At 36.0% G+C, this 21253-nt stretch carries 18 protein-coding genes; all 18 read left to right on the top strand.

The window, feature by feature from the left end; genetic code table 11:
• The first annotated feature begins 13 nt into the window (after positions 1-13).
• The 18 genes from HVS_RS10605 to infB all read left to right on the top strand — a co-directional run bounded on the left by HVS_RS10605 (position 14) and on the right by infB (position 21244).
• On the top strand, positions 14-1129 hold the full coding sequence (locus tag HVS_RS10605) for an alginate O-acetyltransferase AlgX-related protein (protein ID WP_101302137.1): 1116 nt from the start codon (positions 14-16) through the stop codon (positions 1127-1129).
• A 62-nt stretch (positions 1130-1191) separates the two neighbouring features.
• Positions 1192-2073, top strand: a complete 882-nt coding sequence (locus HVS_RS10600) for an SGNH/GDSL hydrolase family protein (protein ID WP_101302135.1) — start codon at positions 1192-1194, stop codon at positions 2071-2073.
• 1 nt (position 2074) lies between these two features.
• Positions 2075-2536, top strand: a complete 462-nt coding sequence (locus HVS_RS10595) for a DUF4358 domain-containing protein (RefSeq protein ID WP_101302132.1) — start codon at positions 2075-2077, stop codon at positions 2534-2536.
• A 352-nt stretch (positions 2537-2888) separates the two neighbouring features.
• On the top strand, positions 2889-4793 hold the full coding sequence (gene thrS, locus HVS_RS10585; protein WP_101302127.1) for a threonine--tRNA ligase: 1905 nt from the start codon (positions 2889-2891) through the stop codon (positions 4791-4793).
• Positions 4790-5620, top strand: a complete 831-nt coding sequence (gene thyA, locus HVS_RS10580; protein WP_101302125.1) for a thymidylate synthase — start codon at positions 4790-4792, stop codon at positions 5618-5620. The genes thrS and thyA overlap by 4 nt, the downstream gene beginning before the upstream one ends.
• Before the next feature lie 27 nt (positions 5621-5647).
• A complete protein-coding gene (locus tag HVS_RS10575) occupies positions 5648-6157 on the top strand; it encodes a dihydrofolate reductase (RefSeq protein ID WP_101302123.1) in 510 nt (169 codons plus the stop codon).
• Positions 6158-6288: 131 nt separating this feature from the next.
• Positions 6289-8022 (top strand): S-layer homology domain-containing protein, encoded by a 1734-nt coding sequence (locus HVS_RS10570; RefSeq protein ID WP_101302121.1) that lies wholly within the window; start codon positions 6289-6291, stop codon positions 8020-8022.
• Positions 8023-8137: 115 nt separating this feature from the next.
• Entirely contained in the window at positions 8138-8887 is a 750-nt protein-coding gene (locus tag HVS_RS10565; RefSeq protein WP_101302119.1) for a DUF362 domain-containing protein, read from the top strand.
• Positions 8888-8967: 80 nt separating this feature from the next.
• The gene (locus HVS_RS16575) at positions 8968-9189 is read left to right on the top strand and encodes a hypothetical protein (RefSeq protein ID WP_159063447.1); all 222 of its coding nucleotides are present in this window, start codon (positions 8968-8970) and stop codon (positions 9187-9189) included.
• Between the two features lie 157 nt (positions 9190-9346).
• Positions 9347-10477, top strand: a complete 1131-nt coding sequence (locus HVS_RS10560; protein ID WP_159063446.1) for a spore germination protein — start codon at positions 9347-9349, stop codon at positions 10475-10477.
• Positions 10478-10494: 17 nt separating this feature from the next.
• On the top strand, positions 10495-10800 hold the full coding sequence (locus tag HVS_RS17845; protein WP_479715009.1) for a Ger(x)C family spore germination protein: 306 nt from the start codon (positions 10495-10497) through the stop codon (positions 10798-10800).
• Complete coding sequence (locus tag HVS_RS10550) at positions 10797-11237, top strand: GerAB/ArcD/ProY family transporter (protein ID WP_101302112.1); 441 nt, start codon at positions 10797-10799, stop codon at positions 11235-11237. Before HVS_RS17845 ends, HVS_RS10550 begins: the two co-directional genes overlap by 4 nt.
• A 104-nt stretch (positions 11238-11341) precedes the next feature.
• Complete coding sequence (locus HVS_RS10545; protein ID WP_101302109.1) at positions 11342-15622, top strand: PolC-type DNA polymerase III; 4281 nt, start codon at positions 11342-11344, stop codon at positions 15620-15622.
• A 187-nt stretch (positions 15623-15809) separates the two neighbouring features.
• The gene (rimP, locus tag HVS_RS10540; RefSeq protein WP_101302106.1) at positions 15810-16274 is read left to right on the top strand and encodes a ribosome maturation factor RimP; all 465 of its coding nucleotides are present in this window, start codon (positions 15810-15812) and stop codon (positions 16272-16274) included.
• Between the two features lie 33 nt (positions 16275-16307).
• Entirely contained in the window at positions 16308-17582 is a 1275-nt protein-coding gene (gene nusA / locus HVS_RS10535) for a transcription termination factor NusA (protein WP_101302103.1), read from the top strand.
• A 75-nt stretch (positions 17583-17657) separates the two neighbouring features.
• Entirely contained in the window at positions 17658-17933 is a 276-nt protein-coding gene (gene rnpM / locus HVS_RS10530) for an RNase P modulator RnpM (protein WP_101302100.1), read from the top strand.
• Entirely contained in the window at positions 17923-18273 is a 351-nt protein-coding gene (locus HVS_RS10525) for a L7Ae/L30e/S12e/Gadd45 family ribosomal protein (protein WP_101302098.1), read from the top strand. The genes rnpM and HVS_RS10525 overlap by 11 nt, the downstream gene beginning before the upstream one ends.
• Positions 18251-21244: a translation initiation factor IF-2 gene (gene infB, locus HVS_RS10520; RefSeq protein ID WP_242971547.1), complete on the top strand. Its 2994-nt coding sequence runs from the start codon at positions 18251-18253 to the stop codon at positions 21242-21244. The genes HVS_RS10525 and infB overlap by 23 nt, the downstream gene beginning before the upstream one ends.
• Positions 21245-21253 lie beyond the last annotated feature (9 nt).

The raw sequence follows: 21253 nt of genomic DNA, 5'->3' as shown, positions 1-21253 counted from the left end.
GAGGTGTGAGTATTTGAGTTATTATGAGAAAAATATAACAATTAAATCTTTTTTAACTCTCCTGCTAATTGTGGTAATTATTGGTGGTTTATACATATTAAATTTAATTAATAAGCCCCCTGAAGTTTTAAAAAGTGAACGTCGTACACCTTCATCACTGCCTAATTTAACTTTGCAAAATATTTTATCTGCAAAGTATATGGATGAATTTGAAAACTTTGCTGCTGACAATTTTGTATTTCGTGATAAATTTCGAACTGTAAAAGCAGCTGCTGTATTTTACTTGTTCCAACAGACAGATAAGTCTGGGTTATATTATGACGATTTAGTTGGTCTGGGGAAGTTCGAGCAATTAAACGAAAAGTCACTTCGTGAAGTTGCAGCCAAAATAAAAAAAATTTCTACTGGACTTAAAGGGATGAATATTTATTATTCTTTTATTCCGGACAAGGATATTTATGCCGAAAAAAATTACCCTGGTTTTGATGTCAACATGGCTCTGACAATACTGTCAAATGAACTGCAAGAAATGACTTTAATTGACCTAACAGATACTCTCTCGGCCAAAGACTTTTATAAAACGGATTTTCATTGGAACCAAGTGAAGTTAGAAAACGTTGTATTTAAGATGGGTGAAATTATGGGGTTTAATATTGATATCAGTTCATTTAACCCTGTTAAAGCAGGAGAGTTTCAGGGTGTATATTCCGGTCAACTGGCATTACCATTCTATAATGATGAAATGATATACTTAGTACCTAATGACCCTGTGTCTATATATTATCTGGATGAGAAATCTCTTAAATTCCAACAGGGTGATATTTATGACATAAAAGCATTTAACGGGCAGGATCCATATGATATTTTCCTACGGGGAGTTCAACCTCTTATTGTTTTAGAAAACCCTAATTCTGCAACGTCCCGTGAGCTATATTTATTTCGGGATTCATTTTCATCTAGCCTTGCCCCGTTATTGACTTCGGCATATCGGAAAATAACACTGATTGATTTGCGGTATATTGATTTTTCATATTTATTAGATTATATTTCTTTTAAGGAAGGATCAGATATAATGTTTTTATATAGTTCGCTAATATTAAATAATCCGTGGGATTTGCGTATTAGGTAAATTTGCGTATAGGTATAAATATATATTTTACTAAAGGACATATAAAAGGAGGGAGGTAAACTATGATTAGAAGATTAATTTATTTTTCATTTTTGGTGGTAATTTTGTTTGTTGCAAGTACAGCATGTACAACACAAACCCCACCTCAGCCGGAAGCAAGCCAGAGTCCTAAAAGGGAGGAGTCCTTTGAGCCAACAATTGAAAAAGAACCGGAGTGGATAACGGAGGACAATGATTCCTTGCAAATAGAAGAAACACCAACATCAACCCCTTCTGTATCCGATGATAGAGTTAATTATGACGAATATTTTACTAACAGTGTATTTGTAGGGGATTCCGTAATGGAAGGTTTTGCACAATATGTTCGTGCACAGCGCAATTCAGGCGTAGATATGCTTTCTAACGCCCAATTTCTTACATCGCTTATGGGAATAACAGTATACGATGTAGTAAACTACACGACAGGCGCCAAATGCTACTTTACGTATAGGGGTAAGGAACAACCTCTGGAAACTATATTACAAGAAATGGGTGTGAGCCGTGTATTTATAATGCTGGGTATGAATGATATTGCAAATGGATTTTCCACCGTTGATACCACTAATAATTATCGTAAAATGATTGATTTAATTAAGAATACAAACCCGGATTTGGATATCGTTGTACTAACCCCGACTCCCAAAACAGCTTCAAAGTGGTTACCGGATTACACTACTAATAGAAATTTTGGCAGTCCGTTACTTAATGAACTTGCAGATATGCTTAAAGCAATGTGCGAAGAAAACGGAATAAAAGTGGTAGATGTTAATGCTGCAGTTAGAGGACCGGATGGACACTTGCCGGATGAATATAGCAGAGATAATTTTGTACACATCAACAATGAGTGTTCAGCTGTGATACTTGATTTTTTGAGGGAATTTGCTAAGATACAAATGGAGGGATAAAATGTTTAGAAGAATTTTATATTTTAGTGTTTTATGTTTTTTAATTTTATCAGGTTGTACCAAAACAACTGTTGAACTTCCGGCACCTGATATATTATATTCAGATGTAGCAGAAGCAGCAATGCTTTCTGAAATGATAGAACTTACCTCTGAGGAATTGCAAAATCTAGTGGGGATAGATCCGGAAGACTACGTTGAATTTGCGGCATATCAAGCGGGCTGGGGTACTTCAGCAGACGAGATAATTATTATTCAAGCTGTAGACAGTTCAAAGGCCCACGATATTGAGGCAAAATTAAAAGAGCGTGTAGAACATAAACGTAAGTCTGCCGAGTCATATCTTACAGAAAATTTACCTATTATTGACGCTGCTATAGTGCGTTGTGACGGGAATACAGTTTCTATGCTGATAACTGAAAATATAGATGCTGCTAATTCTGTATATGAAAAGTTTTATAAGTAGAATTAAAAAGAAGATGACATCCTTCTTACCGTTGACATGGATTGTGTATAGATATATAATTTTAATATATGTTTTATTCGGCAATGATGAGAAGAGTAGATTGCAGGGATTCTTACCAAGAGAGAAAGCACCATGGGCTGGAAGTGCTTTTGTAAGAAGTGCAATTGAAGACCACCTCAGAGCTGAAGCGTTGATTACGTTATAATCACAATGAGTAACAATTAGGGTGGAACCACGGGCTAAAGTCTCGTCCCTTGCTTTTGGGATGCGGCTTTTTATTTTTGTATCTTTAGTTGTTTTACGGAGAATAAAAAATTAAATGTCATAAGTATTTATATAGGAGGTATGGTTTATGGTTAAAGTTACACTTAAAGACGGCAGTGTTATAGAGTATAAAAAAGGTATTACAGCAAAGGAAGTGGCTGAGAGCATAAGTGCAGGACTTGCAAGAGTTGCCCTTGCAGCTGAAATTAATGGGGAAGTAAAGGATTTGGGCTACCAAATAAATGAAGACTGCAGCTTAAACATACTTACATTTGACAGTGAAGGAGGAAGAGAAGCGTACAGGCATACATCTTCCCATATTCTAGCACAAGCAGTAAAAAGACTTTATCCTGATGCAAAACTTGCAATAGGTCCGGCAATAGATAATGGTTTTTATTATGATTTTGACGTGGATAAACCTTTTACAACTGAAGACCTTGAAAAAATAGAAAATGAAATGCAAAAAATAATTAAAGAGGATTTAAAGCTTGAAAGATTTACCCTTCCAAGGGATGAGGCAATAAAACTCATGGAGGAGAAAGGGGAAAAATATAAAGTAGAATTAATTAATGATTTGCCTGAAGGAGAGACCATTTCTTTTTATAAACAAGGGGAATTTGTTGACCTTTGTGCAGGACCTCATGTTGAGTCCACCGGAAAAGTTAAGGCTTATAAATTATTGTCTGTTGCAGGGGCTTATTGGAGAGGAAGCGAAAAAAATAAAATGCTTCAAAGAATTTACGGTACTTCCTTTACCAAAAAGAGTGAGTTGGATGAATATCTCCACAGGTTGGAAGAAGCAAAGAAGAGAGACCACAGAAGGCTTGGAAGGGAACTGGATTTATTTGATATATACGAAGAAGGACCTGGATTTCCGTTTTTCCTTCCAAAGGGAATGGTATTAAGAAATATACTTGAAGACTACTGGAGAAAAGAACATAAAAAGAATAATTATCAGGAAATAAAAACCCCTATCATTTTAAATGAAGATTTATGGCACCGTTCAGGGCATTGGGACCACTATAAAGAAAATATGTACTTTACAAAGATTGATGAAGGGGATTTTGCCATAAAGCCCATGAACTGTCCCGGAGGAATGCTTGTTTATAAGAGAAAACTTCATTCATACAGGGACTTGCCCCAAAGAATTGCAGAGCTTGGTTTGGTTCACAGGCATGAATTGTCAGGGGCACTTCATGGATTAATGCGTGTAAGATGCTTTACCCAGGACGATGCACATATTTTCATGACTCCTGACCAGGTAAAAGATGAGGTTTTAGGAGTAATAAACATGATAGACAGTTTTTATAAAGTTTTTGGATTTAAATATCATGTAGAACTTTCAACAAGACCTGAAGACTCAATGGGCACTGATGAGCAATGGGATTTAGCTATAAATTCATTGAAGGACGCACTGGAGACAAAAGGAATGGAATATAAAATCAATGAAGGTGACGGGGCATTCTACGGTCCTAAGATAGATTTTCATTTGGAAGATTCCATCGGGCGTACATGGCAGTGCGGTACAATACAGCTTGATTTCCAGATGCCGGAAAGATTTGATTTAACTTATGTGGGACCGGACGGAGAAAGGCACAGGCCTGTTATGATACACAGGGTTGTTTTTGGAAGCATAGAAAGATTTATTGCCATTTTGACAGAGCATTATGCTGGGGCTTTTCCAACCTGGCTGTCCCCTGTTCAGGTAAAGATACTTCCTTTAATTGACAAGCACGTTGAATATGCTTTAAAGGTTCAAAAAGAACTTGAAGATAAGGGAATAAGAGTTGAAGTGGATGCAAGGAATGAAAAAATAGGATATAAGATAAGGGAAGCCCGTCTTGAAAGAGTGCCCTACATGCTTGTAATAGGTGATAAAGAACTTGAAAACAACGCTGTGGCAGTAAGGTCCAGGAAAGACGGGGATATTGGAACTATGCCGGTTTCTGAGTTTATTGAAAAAATATTAGAGGAAGTTGAGGGATTGATATGAGCAGGGCTGACGAGATTTTTATTTCCATGTGCAGGGACATCCTTCAAAACGGGTTTTCTTCTGAAGGACAAAAAGTAAGAGCTAAGTGGGCTGACGGAACGCCGGCCCACACAATTAAAAAATTTGGTGTTGTAAACAGATATGATTTAGAAAAGGAATTTCCCATTTTAACACTAAGACCGACAAATTATAGGGCGGCCATTGATGAACTTTTGTGGATATGGCAGAGAAAGTCCAACAATATAAAGGACTTAAACAGTAAAATATGGGACAGCTGGGCGGATGAAAACGGCTCTATAGGAAAGGCCTACGGTTATCAGCTAAAGATAAAGCATAAATACCCTGAAGGGGAGTTTGACCAGGTTGACAGGGTGATATATGATTTAAAAAACAATCCCTACAGCAGAAGGATTATAGTTAATATGTACAATCATGCGGATTTAAATGAAATGAATTTATACCCCTGTGCCTACAGCATAACTTTTAATGTTACAGGTAACAAGCTCAACGCCGTTTTAAACCAGAGGTCTCAGGATGTTTTGGTTGCAAACAACTGGAATGTATCCCAATATGCTATTTTGGTGCATATGTTTGCAAAGGTATGCGGTTTGAAGGTGGGGGAACTTGTCCATGTTATAGCCGATGCCCATATATACGACAGGCACATACCTTTAATTGAGGAGTTAATAAGCAGGAAAACCTATGATGCACCAAAACTGATAATTAATCCCGATGTAAAGGATTTTTATGATTTTAAAGTAGAGGATTTTGTTTTGGAAGGATATAAGGCAGGACCCCAAATAAAGAATATTCCTGTGGCAATATAAAGAAGCAGGTATAATGGAGGTTTAAACATGAAAGCAATAGTTGCAGTTGATTTAAATTGGGGGATTGGTTATAAGGGAAATCTTTTAAAGCCTATTAAACCTGATCTAAAGCGTTTTAAAGACCTTACAATAAACAAAGTGGTGGTTATGGGGCGGGAAACATTTGAATCCTTGCCTAAAAAACAGCCTTTAAAAGACAGGGTAAATATTGTACTGACTAAAAGAGGTTTAGTTAATGATGAAGGGGTTGTTGTGTGCAGCAGCCTTGAACAGTTATTTAATGAGCTTTTAAAATATAACACAGATGATGTATTTGTAATAGGGGGGGAGTCGGTGTACAAACAACTCCTTCCCTATTGTACAAAAGCTTATGTGACAAAGATACAAAACACATATACTGCAGATAGGTACTTTGAAAATTTAGATGAAAATGACAGTTGGAAACTGGTATATAAAAGTGATTTATATACCTTTGACGGTGTTGGGTTTTATTATACAGAGTATGAAAGGCAAGACAAAGAACAAATGCACCTATGAAGGAAAAATATTCAAGAATAATACTGTCTATTGCAACATAATGCCAATTGTGATACTATTTTATTAAGCAGTTTTCTAAAAACTTCTTAGTAATATCTGGCATTTCAGATTAAAAAAACAGGAGGATAACAATGGAGAGAAAATTATTTAAAGGTATCCTTTCCCTTGCAGTTGTACTTGCCATTTTAATGACTTTTTTAACAACCGGGATCTTTGCTTTATCTGCTAAAGACGGGATTGAAAGCATTATAAATAAAGCACAAAATTCTTCTTTAGAAGAGAGAGATGAATTTGTATATGGTTTAACACAAAGTGAATTGGATGTACTAAGAAGTGAAGTGAAAAAATTTACAAAAGGTCAAAAAAACTCACTTTTACAAAAACTAAACAGAAATGATGATTTTGATGTACTTATGAGAAATATATTACTTGCAGATGAAGAAATACAGTTGGTTTTAGAAGACGTTATTTATAAACTGGAAAACAGGGTAAAAAGCGACCTTGAAAAGTTTGCCAAAGAAGCTGTCTTTCTGACATCTGTAGAGGAAAAAAGCAGAGATGTAATAAGGTTTATTGTAAATGACCTTATAAAAGTAAATGAGGATACATATTTAGAATATGTTGAAAATGTAAAAAACCTTTTTTTGGGCATGAGCGAAGATGAGCTAAAAAGTGCTTTTTTGGAGTTTTCCGACCTTGAAGAGTCTCAAAGGGAAGGGGTTCCCACCATTATAATGATTTTAAACCAGGAAGATTTTGATGTAGACTTAAGTGGATTTCAGTCCATTGCACATGATATGAACAAAATGATAATGAATTGTGAATATGACAGCCTTGGTACAAAGATGCTTTTAAAGATGTTGGAGTATTTTTCAAATATTGGTGCAACATCTGTGGTGCATGATAAAGATGGGGATGTCTACAAAGTTAAACTAAGCCTGGACATACCTTCAAATATAAGAAATGCCATAGACAGGGAACTTAGGACAACTGCTATATTGGGAAAAGACATAAAAACCCTTGATGATTTGCTCATAGAAATAGAAGAGCTAATAAATAAACATGACAATACTGAGATTTATAATTTTAAGAAACTTTTAAAAGAAGAATTTAAAATGGTGTATAGAGGTAATTTGCCGGTTCCTGAAACAGGTGACCCCGGCAGTGACCCAAAAGATCCGTTACCTTCAAAAGATCCTTCTGATGAAAATGAAGATGAAGGTACGACCGGTGATGACAAGGGTGATAAAAATGACGATAAATCGCCAAATGTCACTCCAAAGCCTGAAGAGGTGGAAGAATCAGATGACAAATTGCCCGGTACTGTTACATTCACCGATATTGAAAATCACTGGGCAGAGGAAAATATAATAGGACTTGCCAAATTAGGTATAGTAACCGGTTATACCGACGGCAGCATAAAGCCCAATAACAATATAACAAGGGCGGAAATGGCGGTAATTGTTGTAAAGGCAGCTTCCCTAGAGCCTGCTGATGAGATAAATTTAAGCTTCAAGGATAAGGACGAAATTCCCAACTGGGCTGCAGGATACATTCAAACAGCCGTTGATAATGGAATAATAACGGGATATGAAGATAACACATTTAAGCCTTCTAAAAATTTAACCAGGGAAGAAATGGTTGTATTAATTATTAAAGCATTTGATATTGCAGTTGAGGAAGGTTTACAGCCTCCAAAATTCAAAGACACAGATGAAATAGGCTCATGGGCATTAAATTTTGTAGCAAAATCCGTTGATTTAAATATTGTTTCAGGTTATTTGGACAATACATTTAAGCCTAAGAGAAATGTGACCAGGGCAGAGACATTTACAGTGCTTTATAATATTCTTAAAACCAAGTAGTAATGAGTGAAAAAGCTTTTATAAAGGGTTTATAAAAAAAGAAAACCCCTTCGTGGCAAATGTTATTTTATGTTCATGAAGGGGTGTTTAATTTATTATAATCGGGAGGTTTTTTATGGTTGTTTTAGAATTTGAATCTTATGAAAAAACAATTCCTGAAATTTTAGATAAAATTAAAGCATATGAAATTTTAGAAAAACAAGAAAATATACTAATAAAACCTAATATTGTAAATATGTCTCCTTTTCCAATAACAACTTCACCTGAAATATGCGGTGAAATTATTAAATATATAAGAAAACACAGCAGTGCTGCCATAATAATCTGTGACGGCTGTGGAGAGCCGGATTATACCACATTAGATGCCTTTAATCACTTAGGGTACAAAGAAATCTCAGATAAATATGATGTTAAGCTGGTGGATTTAAACAATGTCCCTTTAAAAAAATACACCAACCCAAATTGCACAGTCCACAAAGAAATGTATCTTCCAAGGTTGATAGAAACCCATTTTATTATTTCCGTCCCTGTTTTAAAAGCCCACTCTTTAGCTCAGATAACAGGGTCTATGAAAAATATGATGGGACTTCTTCCACCAAAGCATTACAAAGGAAGATACGGTATTTGGAATAAAGCAATTTTTCACAACAGAATTCATGAGTCCATTGTTGATTTAAATAAATATGTAAGTCCACATCTTACCATATTAGATGCAACGGTGGGGATGGCAGAGTATCATTTAGGTGGAGCTAAGTGCAGCCCACCGGTAAATAAAATAGTGGTCGGGTTTGATGCTAAAGAAGTGGACAGGAAAGCTGCTGAACTTCTTGGATTTGATTGGAGAGATATAAAGCATTTAAGATAAATGTTAAAATTTAGTACCGGGTAATGCTATGTGGTTTTAAGTAAAATATATAGCCTTACCCGGTATTTTTTTGTGATTTTGTGGCAATAATATTAAATAAACTAAGTATGTACATAGGCGGAAAAGGAAAAATGGGGACTGAAAAGTTTATATATGAGTCTATCAAAAAAAATATAGATATTTTAAAAAGATGTTATGGATGCAATGATGATATAGAGATAACATATTTTAAAATAAAGGGAGAAAGTGATCTTTCTTGTGCAAGTATATATTTTAAAGATTTGGTAGACAAAAAGTTATAAATGACATATCTTTAAAAATTACAAATTTAAAAGATGAAGTTTCTAAAAAGAGAATTAAAGTAGAGGGCGCGGCTATTAAAGAACTAATTGTGGGTTTTAGCTGGGCAAAAGAGGGGAGAAGTTTTGACGATTTATATTCAGAATTGTTATCGGGAAATTGTGTTTTTTAGCTGAAGGGGAGAATAAATTTTACTCTGTTTTTACAAGCCGTATAGAAAGAAGGGGTATTGAAGAGCCTACCACCCAGTCGGTGGTAAGGGGACCAAGGGAGGGTTTTTCTGAGGATATAGCAAAAAACATATTAATTATCAAAAAAAGAATTAACAATAATTCTTTAAGGATGATAAATTTAAATGTGGGAAGAGTATGCAAAACAAAAGTAGCCATAATGTACATAGAGGGAATTGCAAAAAAAGACATTGTCAATGAGGTAAAAAAGAGAATTGAAAAAATTAAAGTTGATGCAGTACATGACAGCAGCTACATAGAAGAGCTTACCAAAGATGACCCCTATTCAGTGTTTCCCACTTATTTAAGCTTGGAAAAATCTGATTCGGTTTCAGCTGCATTACTGCAGGGAAAGGTAGCAATATTAGTGGATGGGACACCCTTTGTACTAACTGTTCCTGCGGTTTTTTTTGATTTTTTGCAAAGTAGTGAAGACTACTACCACCACTATATAGTGGCTTCCATGATGCGTATTATAAGGTTTATAACTTTTTATTTTGTTCTTTTGGTGCCGTCTGCATATGTGGCGATAACCACATATCATCAGGAAATACTGCCTACCGCCTTACTTATAAATATTGCGGCACAAAGGGAGGATGTTCCTTTCCCGGTGCTGTTTGAAACATTTTTAATGGAGTTTACATTTGAAATTCTCTGTGAGGCAGGTATAAGAATACCAAGGGCAATAGGAGCTGCAATTTCAGTGGTGGGGGGAGTGGTAATAGGACAGGTTGCTGTGGAAGCAGGGATAATGTCAGCAGCTGTTGTTATAGTTGTTTCATTTACTGCAATATCAAGTTTTTCCATACCAAACTATGAGATGTCCAGCGCTTTAAGGGCGGTAAGGTTTGTTTTTATGATTTTAGCAGGGGCATTAGGCTTATATGGGCTTTTTATGGGGATAATTATATTGTGGCTGCATCTTTGCAAAATTAAGTCTGTTACAGTACCGTATGTAACACCTTTAACGCCCTTTATTCCCAGAGAAAACAAAGACACTTTAATAAGATTTCCCCTTATGGAAAACAAAAAACAAGACAGTTGGAATTGGAAAGCCTAAATTAACGAAAAAATAAAATTTTTGAAAAAGCCGGGGATAAATGCAAAGTTTCCAGCCAGATTATAAACCTGCGTGCTATTGCAGTTGGTGAAAATGCCAACGAATCTCCTGTTATTTTATTTGAAAAGGAAGGGGTGGATATTGATGAGGCAATGCTGAAAATGACATCTAAATCCTCCAGAAAGCTATTTAATTTGCATTTAAGAATGCTTGTAATAAGTGAGGAAGTGGCAAGACGGGGCATCAAAAATGTAGTAGAGTATTTTCTTAGGAATAATGAATACCGCGGTATGGAAGCAATTTTCTTACCACCCATGCAATGACAGAGGTACCCCCCTATGCCATAAACGCTCTTTTAATTATTGCAGTTGTTATAGCTGTTTTGTATGGTATTGAAACCATTGGTCGTGTTTCAGAATTAATACTGTATTTTGTAAGCGGATTTATTATAATTGTTGTTTTACTTTTACTGCCTAATGTAAAAATAGAAAATATACAGCCTGTATTAGAATATGGCATTATACCTGTATTTGAAGGTTCTATATTTTTGTCCAGCTTTATTACTTTGCCCCTTGTCAATATTTTAATGGTATATCCTAAAAATGTATATAATGTAAAGACAGCTAAAAAAGCCATTATAAAAGGTTATTTATTATCAGCTTTTTTTATATTTATAACATTACTTATGACAATATTAGTGCTAGGCTATGCTATAGCAGCGTCCACCCAGTATCCCACATATCTTTTATTATATTTATAATGACGGAAGTGATTTTTCCCAATGTAATTTATCAAGGATTTATGCTAGAATAATTTTAGTTTATATTTTCCTTGCTTAATTTAAAAAGAGGGGTAGAAAATACAATGCAAAAACTAAAGACGCTGTTTCCTGAAGTTTTTAATGACAGGGAAATAGATATTTCTTTTAAAGATGTTAAAATAGAAAAAATAAATGCATATAAAAAATCCAGGAAACTAGAAATTTTTATTACTTCAGATAAATACATTCCTGCTTTTTGTATTGATAAATTAGAGCAGGGTTTAAAAAACTGTTTTTCATTAGAAGAAATTTATATTAGACCTGTGTTTAGTTTAGATTTAGCTTTAGAAGAAGTTTTAGAATGCTATTGGGATGATATTTTGCATTTTTTAAATAAACATGCAGCCATGTGTAAAGGGATTTTAAAAGACTGCGAGTGGAAGTTAGACGGTAAAGTATTGGAGGTATATCTTAAAACAAAGGGGACAAAGATACTTAAACACAGGAAATGTGATGAAATTTTAGAAAAAATAATAGAAGAATCCTTTGGTGTAGATGTAAAGGTGGAGTTTAAAGATTTTAAAATGGACGAGGAAGAAAAAAAAGAATATATGGAGCTTAAGGAGAAGGAGGAGAGCAGGGTTGTAAGTATTGCTGTTTCTGAAAGACCTGCTGCAAATAATAAAAGTAATTATAAAACCAAGGATGAAAACGTCAAACTTTCCGGTGGTGCAGTTTATGGGAAGGTATTTAAGGAAGCTTCCATTGCCATGTCAGAGATAACCCAGGATTCCGGAAGGGTTGTTATATCCGGGGAGGTTTTCCGGACAGAGGAGAGGGAGCTAAAAAGCGGCAAGATTCTTTACATATTTGATTTAACGGATTATACATCTTCAATTACTGTAAAAATTTTCTTACAAAAGGACAAGCTGGCGGATATAAAGGGGGCAATAAAAGAAGGAGCGAATTTAAAAGTACGGGGGGATGCCCAGTACGATAAATTTTCAAAAGAGCTTACAGTACTTGCAACGGATATTTTAAGCCTTCCAAAAGAAGAAAAACATGATAGCGCAGAGGAAAAAAGAGTTGAGCTTCATCTTCACACCCAGATGAGTGCTTTAGATGCAGTAACTTCAGTTAAGGATGTTATAGAAAGGGCAGCAAAATGGGGGCATAAGGCTATAGCCATTACCGACCACGGGGTGGTTCAGGCATATCCTGATGCATATTATGCCGGGAAGAAAAACAATATAAAAGTATTATATGGTATGGAGGCATATATACTTGGTGATAATGTACCCGTTGCCTACAACGTTAAGGGACAGCCTTTGGACGGGGATTTTGTTGTCTTTGATATAGAAACCACAGGGCTTAATGCCTACACTGAAAAAATTACAGAAATAGGTGCAGTCAAAGTAAGAAATGGCAAGATTATTGAAGAATACAGTTCTTTTGTAAATCCTGAAAAACCTATACCTAAAAAAATTGTTGAATTAACCGGGATTACAGATGAGATGGTAAAAGATGCACCTAAGATTGATAAAGTGCTTCCTGAATTTTTGGAATTTATAAAAGATTCTGTGGTTGTAGCCCACAATGCCTCTTTTGATATGGGCTTTATAAGACATAATTGCAGGGTACTTGGATATAATTTAGATTTTTCTGTAATTGATACATTAGAGCTTTCAAGACAGTTGTTCCCGGAGCTGAAAAGGCACAGACTGAATAATGTTGCAGAGTACCTGGGAGTGAGCCTTGAAAATCATCACAGGGCTTTAGATGATGCAAAGGCATGTGCCGGCATTCTTATAAAATGTATTGAAATATTAAAAGAAAAGGGAGCAGAAAAAACCGATGATATAGAAGAAGCATTAGGAAGCAGTGTAGATTATAAAAAAGCAAAGACGTACCATGCAATAATACTTGCAAAAAACCAAATAGGACTTAAAAATTTATACAAAATTGTATCTAAGTCCCATCTTGAATATTTTCATAAAAGACCCAGAGTGCCTAAAAGCCTTCTAATAGAGCATAGAGAAGGTCTTATACTGGGAAGTGCATGTGAAGCAGGGGAACTTTACAGGGCTATTTTGGAAGGAAAAAGCGAAAGGGAAATTTCACAAATTGTAAAGTTTTATGATTATTTAGAAATCCAGCCTTTGGGAAATAACCAGTTTCTCATTAACAATGGCAGCGTAGGGAGCCAGGAAGAACTAAAAAATATAAACAAAAAAATCGTTGAACTTGGGGAAAAGTATAACAAGCCTGTGGTTGCCACCTGTGATGTTCACTTCTTAGATCCTAAAGATGAGGTTTTCAGAAGAATACTTATGGCAGGCCAGGGCTTTGCTGATGCAGACAACCAAGCTCCCCTTTATTTCAGGACAACTGATGAAATGCTTGAAGAATTCAGCTATCTCGGAGAGGAAAAATGCTATGAAGTGGTTATAAAAAACACCAATAAAATAGCTGATATGTGTGAAGATATTATTCCTGTACCGGAAGGAACATTTCCGCCCAAAATTGAAGGGGCAGAGGAAGAGATAAGAGTTCTTTCTGAATCTAAAGCAAAGGAGATTTATGGTGAAAACCTTCCGGATATAGTGAAAAAGCGTATGGAAAAAGAGTTGAATTCAATTATAAAAAATGGTTTTTCAGTAATGTACATTATATCCCAAAAACTAGTGGCAAAATCATTGGAAGACGGATATCTTGTGGGTTCAAGGGGATCGGTGGGGTCATCTTTTGTTGCATACTTAATTGGGATTACTGAAGTTAATTCACTGCCTCCCCACTATATTTGCGGGGATTGTAAGTATTCTGAGTTTATTCAGGATGGCAGCTACGGGTGCGGTTTTGACCTTCCGGACAAAAATTGTCCAAATTGTGGTAAGTCCTTAAAGAAAGACGGGTATGATATTCCATTTGAAACTTTTTTGGGATTTGACGGGGATAAGGAGCCGGATATAGATTTAAACTTTTCAGGGGAGTACCAGCCTGTAGCTCATAAATACACAGAGGAGCTTTTTGGTGAAGGACATGTTTTCAGGGCAGGTACCATTGGAACTATAGCTGAAAAAACAGCCTTTGGGTTTGTAAAAAACTATCTTGATGACAGGGAGATTGTGGCTACAAATGCGGAGATAAACAGGCTTGTAAAAGGATGTACCGGAGTAAAAAGAACCACTGGGCAGCATCCGGGGGGGATTATGATTGTGCCGGATGATAAAGATATACATGATTTTTGCCCTATTCAAAGACCGGCAGATGATACTTCATCAGAGGTTATAACAACCCATTTTGATTATCATTCAATAAGTGGATGTCTTTTAAAACTTGATATATTAGGTCACGATGACCCTACAGTTATAAGAATGCTGGAAGATTTAACGGGAGTAGATGCCAGAGATATTACCATTGGTGAAAAAAATACAATGGGTATTTTTAGCAGTACAGAGCCTTTAGGAATAAAACCTGAGGATATAAACAGCCAGGTGGGGACTTTTGCAATTCCTGAGTTTGGAACAAAATTTGTAAGGCAGATGCTTGTGGATACCAAACCAACTACATTTGCGGAGCTTATAAGAATATCCGGATTGTCCCACGGTACTGATGTGTGGCTGAATAATGCCCAGGATCTTATTAGAAACAATATTACCACCCTGTCTAATGTTATAAGTACAAGGGATGACATAATGCTGTATCTTATTCAGGCAGGATTAGAGCCTAAAACAGCTTTTAAAATTATGGAAGATGTAAGAAAGGGAAAAGGCTTAAAGGAAGAGTATGAAAAAGAAATGAGGGAAAAAAATGTACCCGCATGGTACATAGATTCATGTAAAAAGATAAAGTATATGTTCCCCAAAGCCCATGCAGCTGCTTATGTAATGATGGCTTTTAGAATTGCCTGGTTTAAAGTAAACTACCCTAAGGAATTTTATGTAACTTATTTTACGGTAAAGGCAGATGATTTTGATGCAGAGCTTATGTGTAACGGCCAGGATAAGGTGCGGAACAAAATAAAAGAGCTTGAACAAATGGGGAATACCCTTACCCAGAAGGAAAAAAATGTGTTGACAATTTTAGAGGTTGTAAATGAAATGTATGCAAGGGGTATTAAATTTTTGCCGGTGGATTTATATAAATCTGATGCAACAAAATTTAAAATAGCTGGTGACGGGATAAGACCGCCTTTAAATTCCCTACAGTGTCTTGGCAATGCAGCTGCACAAAATATCGTTGAGGCAAGAGAAGAAGGGGAGTTTATTTCCATTGATGATTTGAGAATAAGGGCTAAAGTAAGTAAAGCTGTTATAGAAATACTGCAAAAAAACGGATGTTTAAAAGGTTTACCTGAAAGTAACCAAATAAGCTTATTCTCCTAAATAAAGGGAATAAAAAAATAAATATAATAAAATTATTGATAAATACAAATAATAATGGTATAATACATTTGAGCTAAAGCATAATAGGTAGTAGCACAAGGGCAAAGAGTGGGGAAGAACCCACTCTTTCGTATTATTTTGAACCCTTGGGTGTTTGATTTTAAATGAGCTTTATATGGAGGTAGATATGTCTAAAAGGAAAATAGTAGAAATTGCCACTAATTTAGCGGAGCCTGTGGTAAAAAAGCACTTATTTGAATTGGTAGACGTTGAATATGTAAAGGAAGGACCCAATTGGTACTTGAGAATTTACATAGATAAACCAGGTGGGATAACCATTGATGATTGTAAAGTGGTGAGTGAAGAAGTAAGCGATTTACTTGACAAAGAGGACCCGATACCTCAAAGTTATTTTTTAGAGGTTTCTTCACCAGGGCTTGAAAGGCCGTTAAAAAAAGACTCTGATTTTGAAAGATTTAAAGGGGAGTTAGTTGAGGTAAAGCTGTTCAAGGCAATTAATGGCAAAAAGAAATATGTAGGTGAACTAATTGGTTTGATAGATAATAAAATAGTTATAAATCTAGACAGCGGGGAAACAATGGAATTTGAAAGAGAAGAAGTTTCATTGGTAAAGAGAACGATAATATTTTAGTTGTCATATGAAATAAGGCGAGGAGGTTCTAAAATGAGTGCGGATTTAATTCATGCATTAGAACAATTAGAGAAAGAAAAAGGAATTGATAAAGAAACATTAATTGAAGCTATAGAAGCAGCTCTTATATCAGCATATAAAAGAAATTTTGGTTCTTCCCAGAACGTCAGGGTTTTAATTGACCGGGACAGTGGGGAATTTAAAGTATTTGCATTAAAAAAAGTAACCCAAAGTCCAAAGAATATTAATTTTGATATCTCAATTGAGGAAGCTAAAAAAATAAATCCTGACTTTGAAGAAGATGATGTTGTAGAGATAGAAGTAACTCCAAGGAAATTTGGAAGGATAGCAGCCCAGACAGCCAAGCAGGTTGTTGTGCAACGTATAAGAGAGGCTGAAAGGGGAATTATTTTCGACGAATTTGCCAATAAGGAAGGGGAAATAGTTACAGGAATTGTCCAAAGGACAGAGAGAAGAAATGTAATTATAGATTTAGGAAGAGCCGAAGCAATATTAGCGCCGTCAGAGCAGGTACCTGGTGAGGAGTATAAGTTTAATGACAGGATAAAAACGTATATAATAGAAGTTAAAAAGACAACCAAAGGTCCTCAGATTATGGTATCCAGAACCCACCCGGGGCTTGTAAAAAGATTGTTTGAACTTGAAGTGCCTGAAATATACGAAGGAATAGTTGAACTTAAAAGCATTTCAAGGGAACCAGGCTCCAGGACAAAAGTAGCAGTGTATTCAAGGGACGATAATGTTGACCCTGTAGGGGCTTGTGTAGGGCAAAAAGGCACAAGGGTCCAGGCTATTGTTGATGAGCTTAGGGGGGAGAAGATAGACATAATAAACTGGAGCAGTGACCCGAAGGAATATATTTCAAGCAGCTTAAGTCCTGCAAAGGTCATAAGGGTGGATGTGAATGAAGAGGAGAAAAGTGCAAAAGTAACGGTACCGGACTTTCAGCTGTCCTTAGCAATAGGAAAAGAAGGTCAAAATGCAAGGCTTGCTGCCAAACTAACCGGCTGGAAAATTGATATTAAGAGTGAATCCCAGCTTAGGGCAGATATTGAGCAAAAGCTCTTTAATATTAACAGTGAAAGTGCAGGAGATGAATATTCAGAAAGGGACGGCGGGGAAGAAGTTCTAGAAGAAAATTTAAAAGGGGGCGCCGGGGAAGAGGTTCCTGAAGAAGGTTTAGAAGGAGACATCGGGGAAGAAATTCCTAAAGAAGATGTAGAAGCCGGTGATGAAATTTCTGAAGAAGGGACTTCAGAGAGGGATTTAGATGAGAACATTGTTTAAGTGTATAAAAAAGGTTTGAATTTTCTGACCTTTTACTGGTGAAAATGAACATGTAAGTTTAGGAAGTGATACTCTATGAAGAAAAAAAGGATTCCAATGAGAATGTGTATAGGATGTCAGGAAATGAAACCTAAAAAAGAGTTAATCAGGGTGGTAAAGAACAAAGAAAATGAAATATCCATTGACTTTGTTGGCAAGAAGCCTGGCAGAGGAGCCTATATTTGTAAAGACATTGAGTGTTTTGAAAAGGCAAGGAAGAGTAAAGGATTTGAAAGAGCATTTGAAACTTCTATTGAAAGTGAAATATATGAAGCATTAAAAAAAGAATTGGGGACGGAAAATGACAAATAGGATATATTCTTTTATGGGGCTTGCAAGGAAAGCTAACAAATTGGTTTCAGGTGATGAAACATGCGAAAGACTTTTAAAGAGCGGCAAAGTTAAATTAATTGTCGTGGCAGAAGATGCTTCATTTAACACAAAAAAGAAGTATGAAAATGCTTGTTTTCACAGGAGAGTGGAAATGAGAATATTTGGGACAAAAGAATTATTGGGAAAATTTATTGGCAAAGGAATAACTTCGGTGGTGGCCATATTGGACAAAGGGTTTTCCAATAATCTTTTGAAAATGATAGACGATGAAAATAATGCTTGCGGGGGTGAAGATATTGACAAGAAAAAGAGTTTATGAAATTGCCAAAGAGCTGAATACCACCAGTAAAAGGCTGATTGAAAAACTATCTGAAATAAACATAGTTGTTAAAAACCATATGAGTCTTCTAGAAAGTGATGAAATAGATTCTCTATATGACTATATCGGGGTTATAAGACATGATGAGGAAAAAGAAGAAGCTCAAGCCACCAATAAGAAGCCAATACCTATAATTGATGAGGAGTTAAAGGAAGAGCTGAAAAAGGAAGCCAAAAAAGCGCCTAGAATAATACGAAAAGTAGAGATAAATTTAGATTCTGAAGAAGATTTGAATAAGTCCGGAGACAAGGGACAGAAAAAAGATGGAAAAGATAAGCATAAAAAAGCTCCATATGTTAAAGTGGCTACATCTACATCAGGTTTAAGACCAGGACTTGTAAGGGAGACAAAACTTGAGCCCAAAAGACCTGTTACAAAAACTTCTGAGAAGGAAAAGGAAGCTGAAAAGAAAAAGACTGAAAATGAGGTTAAAGACGCTGTGGTAAGTGAAAAGAAGAACGATACTGCTGTTTCTGACAAAGATTTAAAACAAGGGGAACAGAGCAGGGAAAAGCAATTGGATACTGTTAAACCCGTTGAAGCCCCTAATGAAGAAAAACAAAAGAATAAGTCAAAAAAAGCAGAAGAAAGTGAAGATAAAAAACAGGAGGCTGCTGATAAAAAATCCAAAGAAAGCAAAAAAAGCAGCAAAAAGACAGAGAAAGTTAAAGAGCAAAAGGGCAGTAAGGAAAGCGAAAGTCATAAGGCTGACTCTAAAATTAAAGATGAAAGCAAAAAAGATGCAAAAGATACAAAGCCCGCTGCAAAAGTGGCAAAAGAAGATAAAGGTAAAGAAACCAAAGAGACAATTGTAAAAGACAAAACTTCCAGTAAGGAGGCAAAGAAGGCTCAAGAGATGTCAAAAGCTGATTTGAAATCTATACAAAAAGAACAATCAGACACCCGTCAACGTGGGGAAAGACGGGATTTTAAAGAAGGCAGGGAAGGCAGAAGGGATATTAGCAAGACCAAAAAAGCCTATAAAACCAAAAACAAGCCAAATAAAAATATTTTTGCTGCCAAAAAAGAGGTGGCAGGAGTTTTGTCTGATGATGAAATTTTAGACGAGTTTTATGACGAAAAGGTAAAGAAACCTAAAAAAGCAAAGAAAGACAATAAAAAAGACAAGAAAGAAAACCAGGTTCCGCCAAAAGCTGTTCTTACATCTGTGAAGCTGGGCGAGACAATGACAGTTAAAGAGTTTGCAGAAGCCATCAAAAAAACATCTGCCGATGTAATTAAGCGCTTGATGAAATTAGGTGTAATGGCAACGGTGAATCAGGAAATAGATTTTGATACTGCTGCAATAATAGCAGATGAATATGGCATTACTGCTGAAAAAGAAGTTGTTATAACTGAAGAAGATATACTGTTTGATGATTCTGAAGACGATAATGAAGATGAATTGGTACCAAGACCTCCTGTTGTTGTTGTGATGGGGCATGTTGACCATGGTAAAACTTCATTATTGGATGCAATTAAAGAGACAAATGTTACCGAGAAAGAAGCAGGTGGAATCACTCAGCATATTGGTGCATATACAGTTAATATTAATAATAGAAATATAACTTTTCTTGATACACCAGGGCACGAAGCTTTTACAGCTATGAGAGCAAGGGGTGCCCAGGTAACTGACGTAGCAATACTTGTGGTTGCAGCTGACGATGGTGTTATGCCTCAGACCATAGAAGCAATTAACCATGCTAAGGCGGCAAATGTTTCAATAATTGTAGCAATCAACAAGATAGACAGACCTGAGGCTAATCCTGACAGGGTGAAACAGGAATTGGCTGAACATGGACTGCTTATTGAAGAATGGGGTGGAGACACCATTTGTGTAGAGGTTTCAGCTAAAAAGAGAATAAATATAGACTATTTACTTGAAATGGTACTTTTAGTTGCAGATATGCTTGAACTAAAGGCAAACCCAAATAGACAGGCAAAAGGAACTGTAATTGAGGCAAAACTTGATAAGGACAGGGGACCTATAGCCACCATGTTAGTTCAAAGGGGAACGCTGCATCATGGGGATTCAATTGTTACAGGGACATTGGTTGGCAGGATAAGGGCAATGACAGATGATAAGGGTCAGAGAATAATGGAAGCCGGTCCGTCAACACCTGTAGAAATACTCGGACTTCCGGAAGTACCGGAGGCAGGAGAAACCTTTTATGCAATAACTGATGAAAAAATTGCAAAGCAGCTTGTTGAAAAGAGAAAACAAAAGCTTAGGGAACAAATGTTAAATCCTACTGTTAAAGTTTCACTGGATGATTTATTTGAGAGGATTAAAGCAGGTGAAGTAAAAGAACTGAATATAATTGTAAAAGCAGATGTGCAGGGCTCTGTTGAAGCTATTAAACAGTCCTTAGAAAAACTTTCAAATGAGGAAGTAGGAATTAAGATAATCCATGGAGGAGTAGGAGCGGTCACTGAGTCAGACGTAACATTAGCACAAGTATCAAATGCAATTATAATTGGTTTTAATGTGGGAACTGCAGGGAATGTAACAGAAATTGCAAAAGATGCCGGAGTGGATATAAGGCTTTATACAGTTATTTACGATGCAATAGAAGATGTTGAGGCAGCTATGAAGGGATTGCTTGACCCTACTTACAGAGAAGTTATTACCGGTCATGTTGAAATAAGACAGCTGTTTAAAGCTTCCGGTGTTGGTACCATTGGCGGTGGATATGTACTTGACGGGAAAATCATTAGAAATAGCGGTGTAAGGGTACTAAGAAACGGCATTGTTGTCCATGAAGGAAAACTTGCTTCCTTAAAAAGGTTTAAAGATGATGTAAAGGAAGTTGTCCAGGGCTATGAATGCGGACTGTCTTTAGAAAAATACAATGATATAAAGGTAGGGGACGTTATTGAAGCCTACGTTATGGAAGAAGTCAGAGAATAAAAAAGAAAA

Source organism: Acetivibrio saccincola (genome assembly GCF_002844395.1).
Lineage (GTDB): Bacteria > Bacillota > Clostridia > Acetivibrionales > Acetivibrionaceae > Herbivorax > Herbivorax saccincola.
Note: the sequence above shows the minus strand (reverse complement) of the source record. Positions and strands in the feature narration are given on the sequence as shown.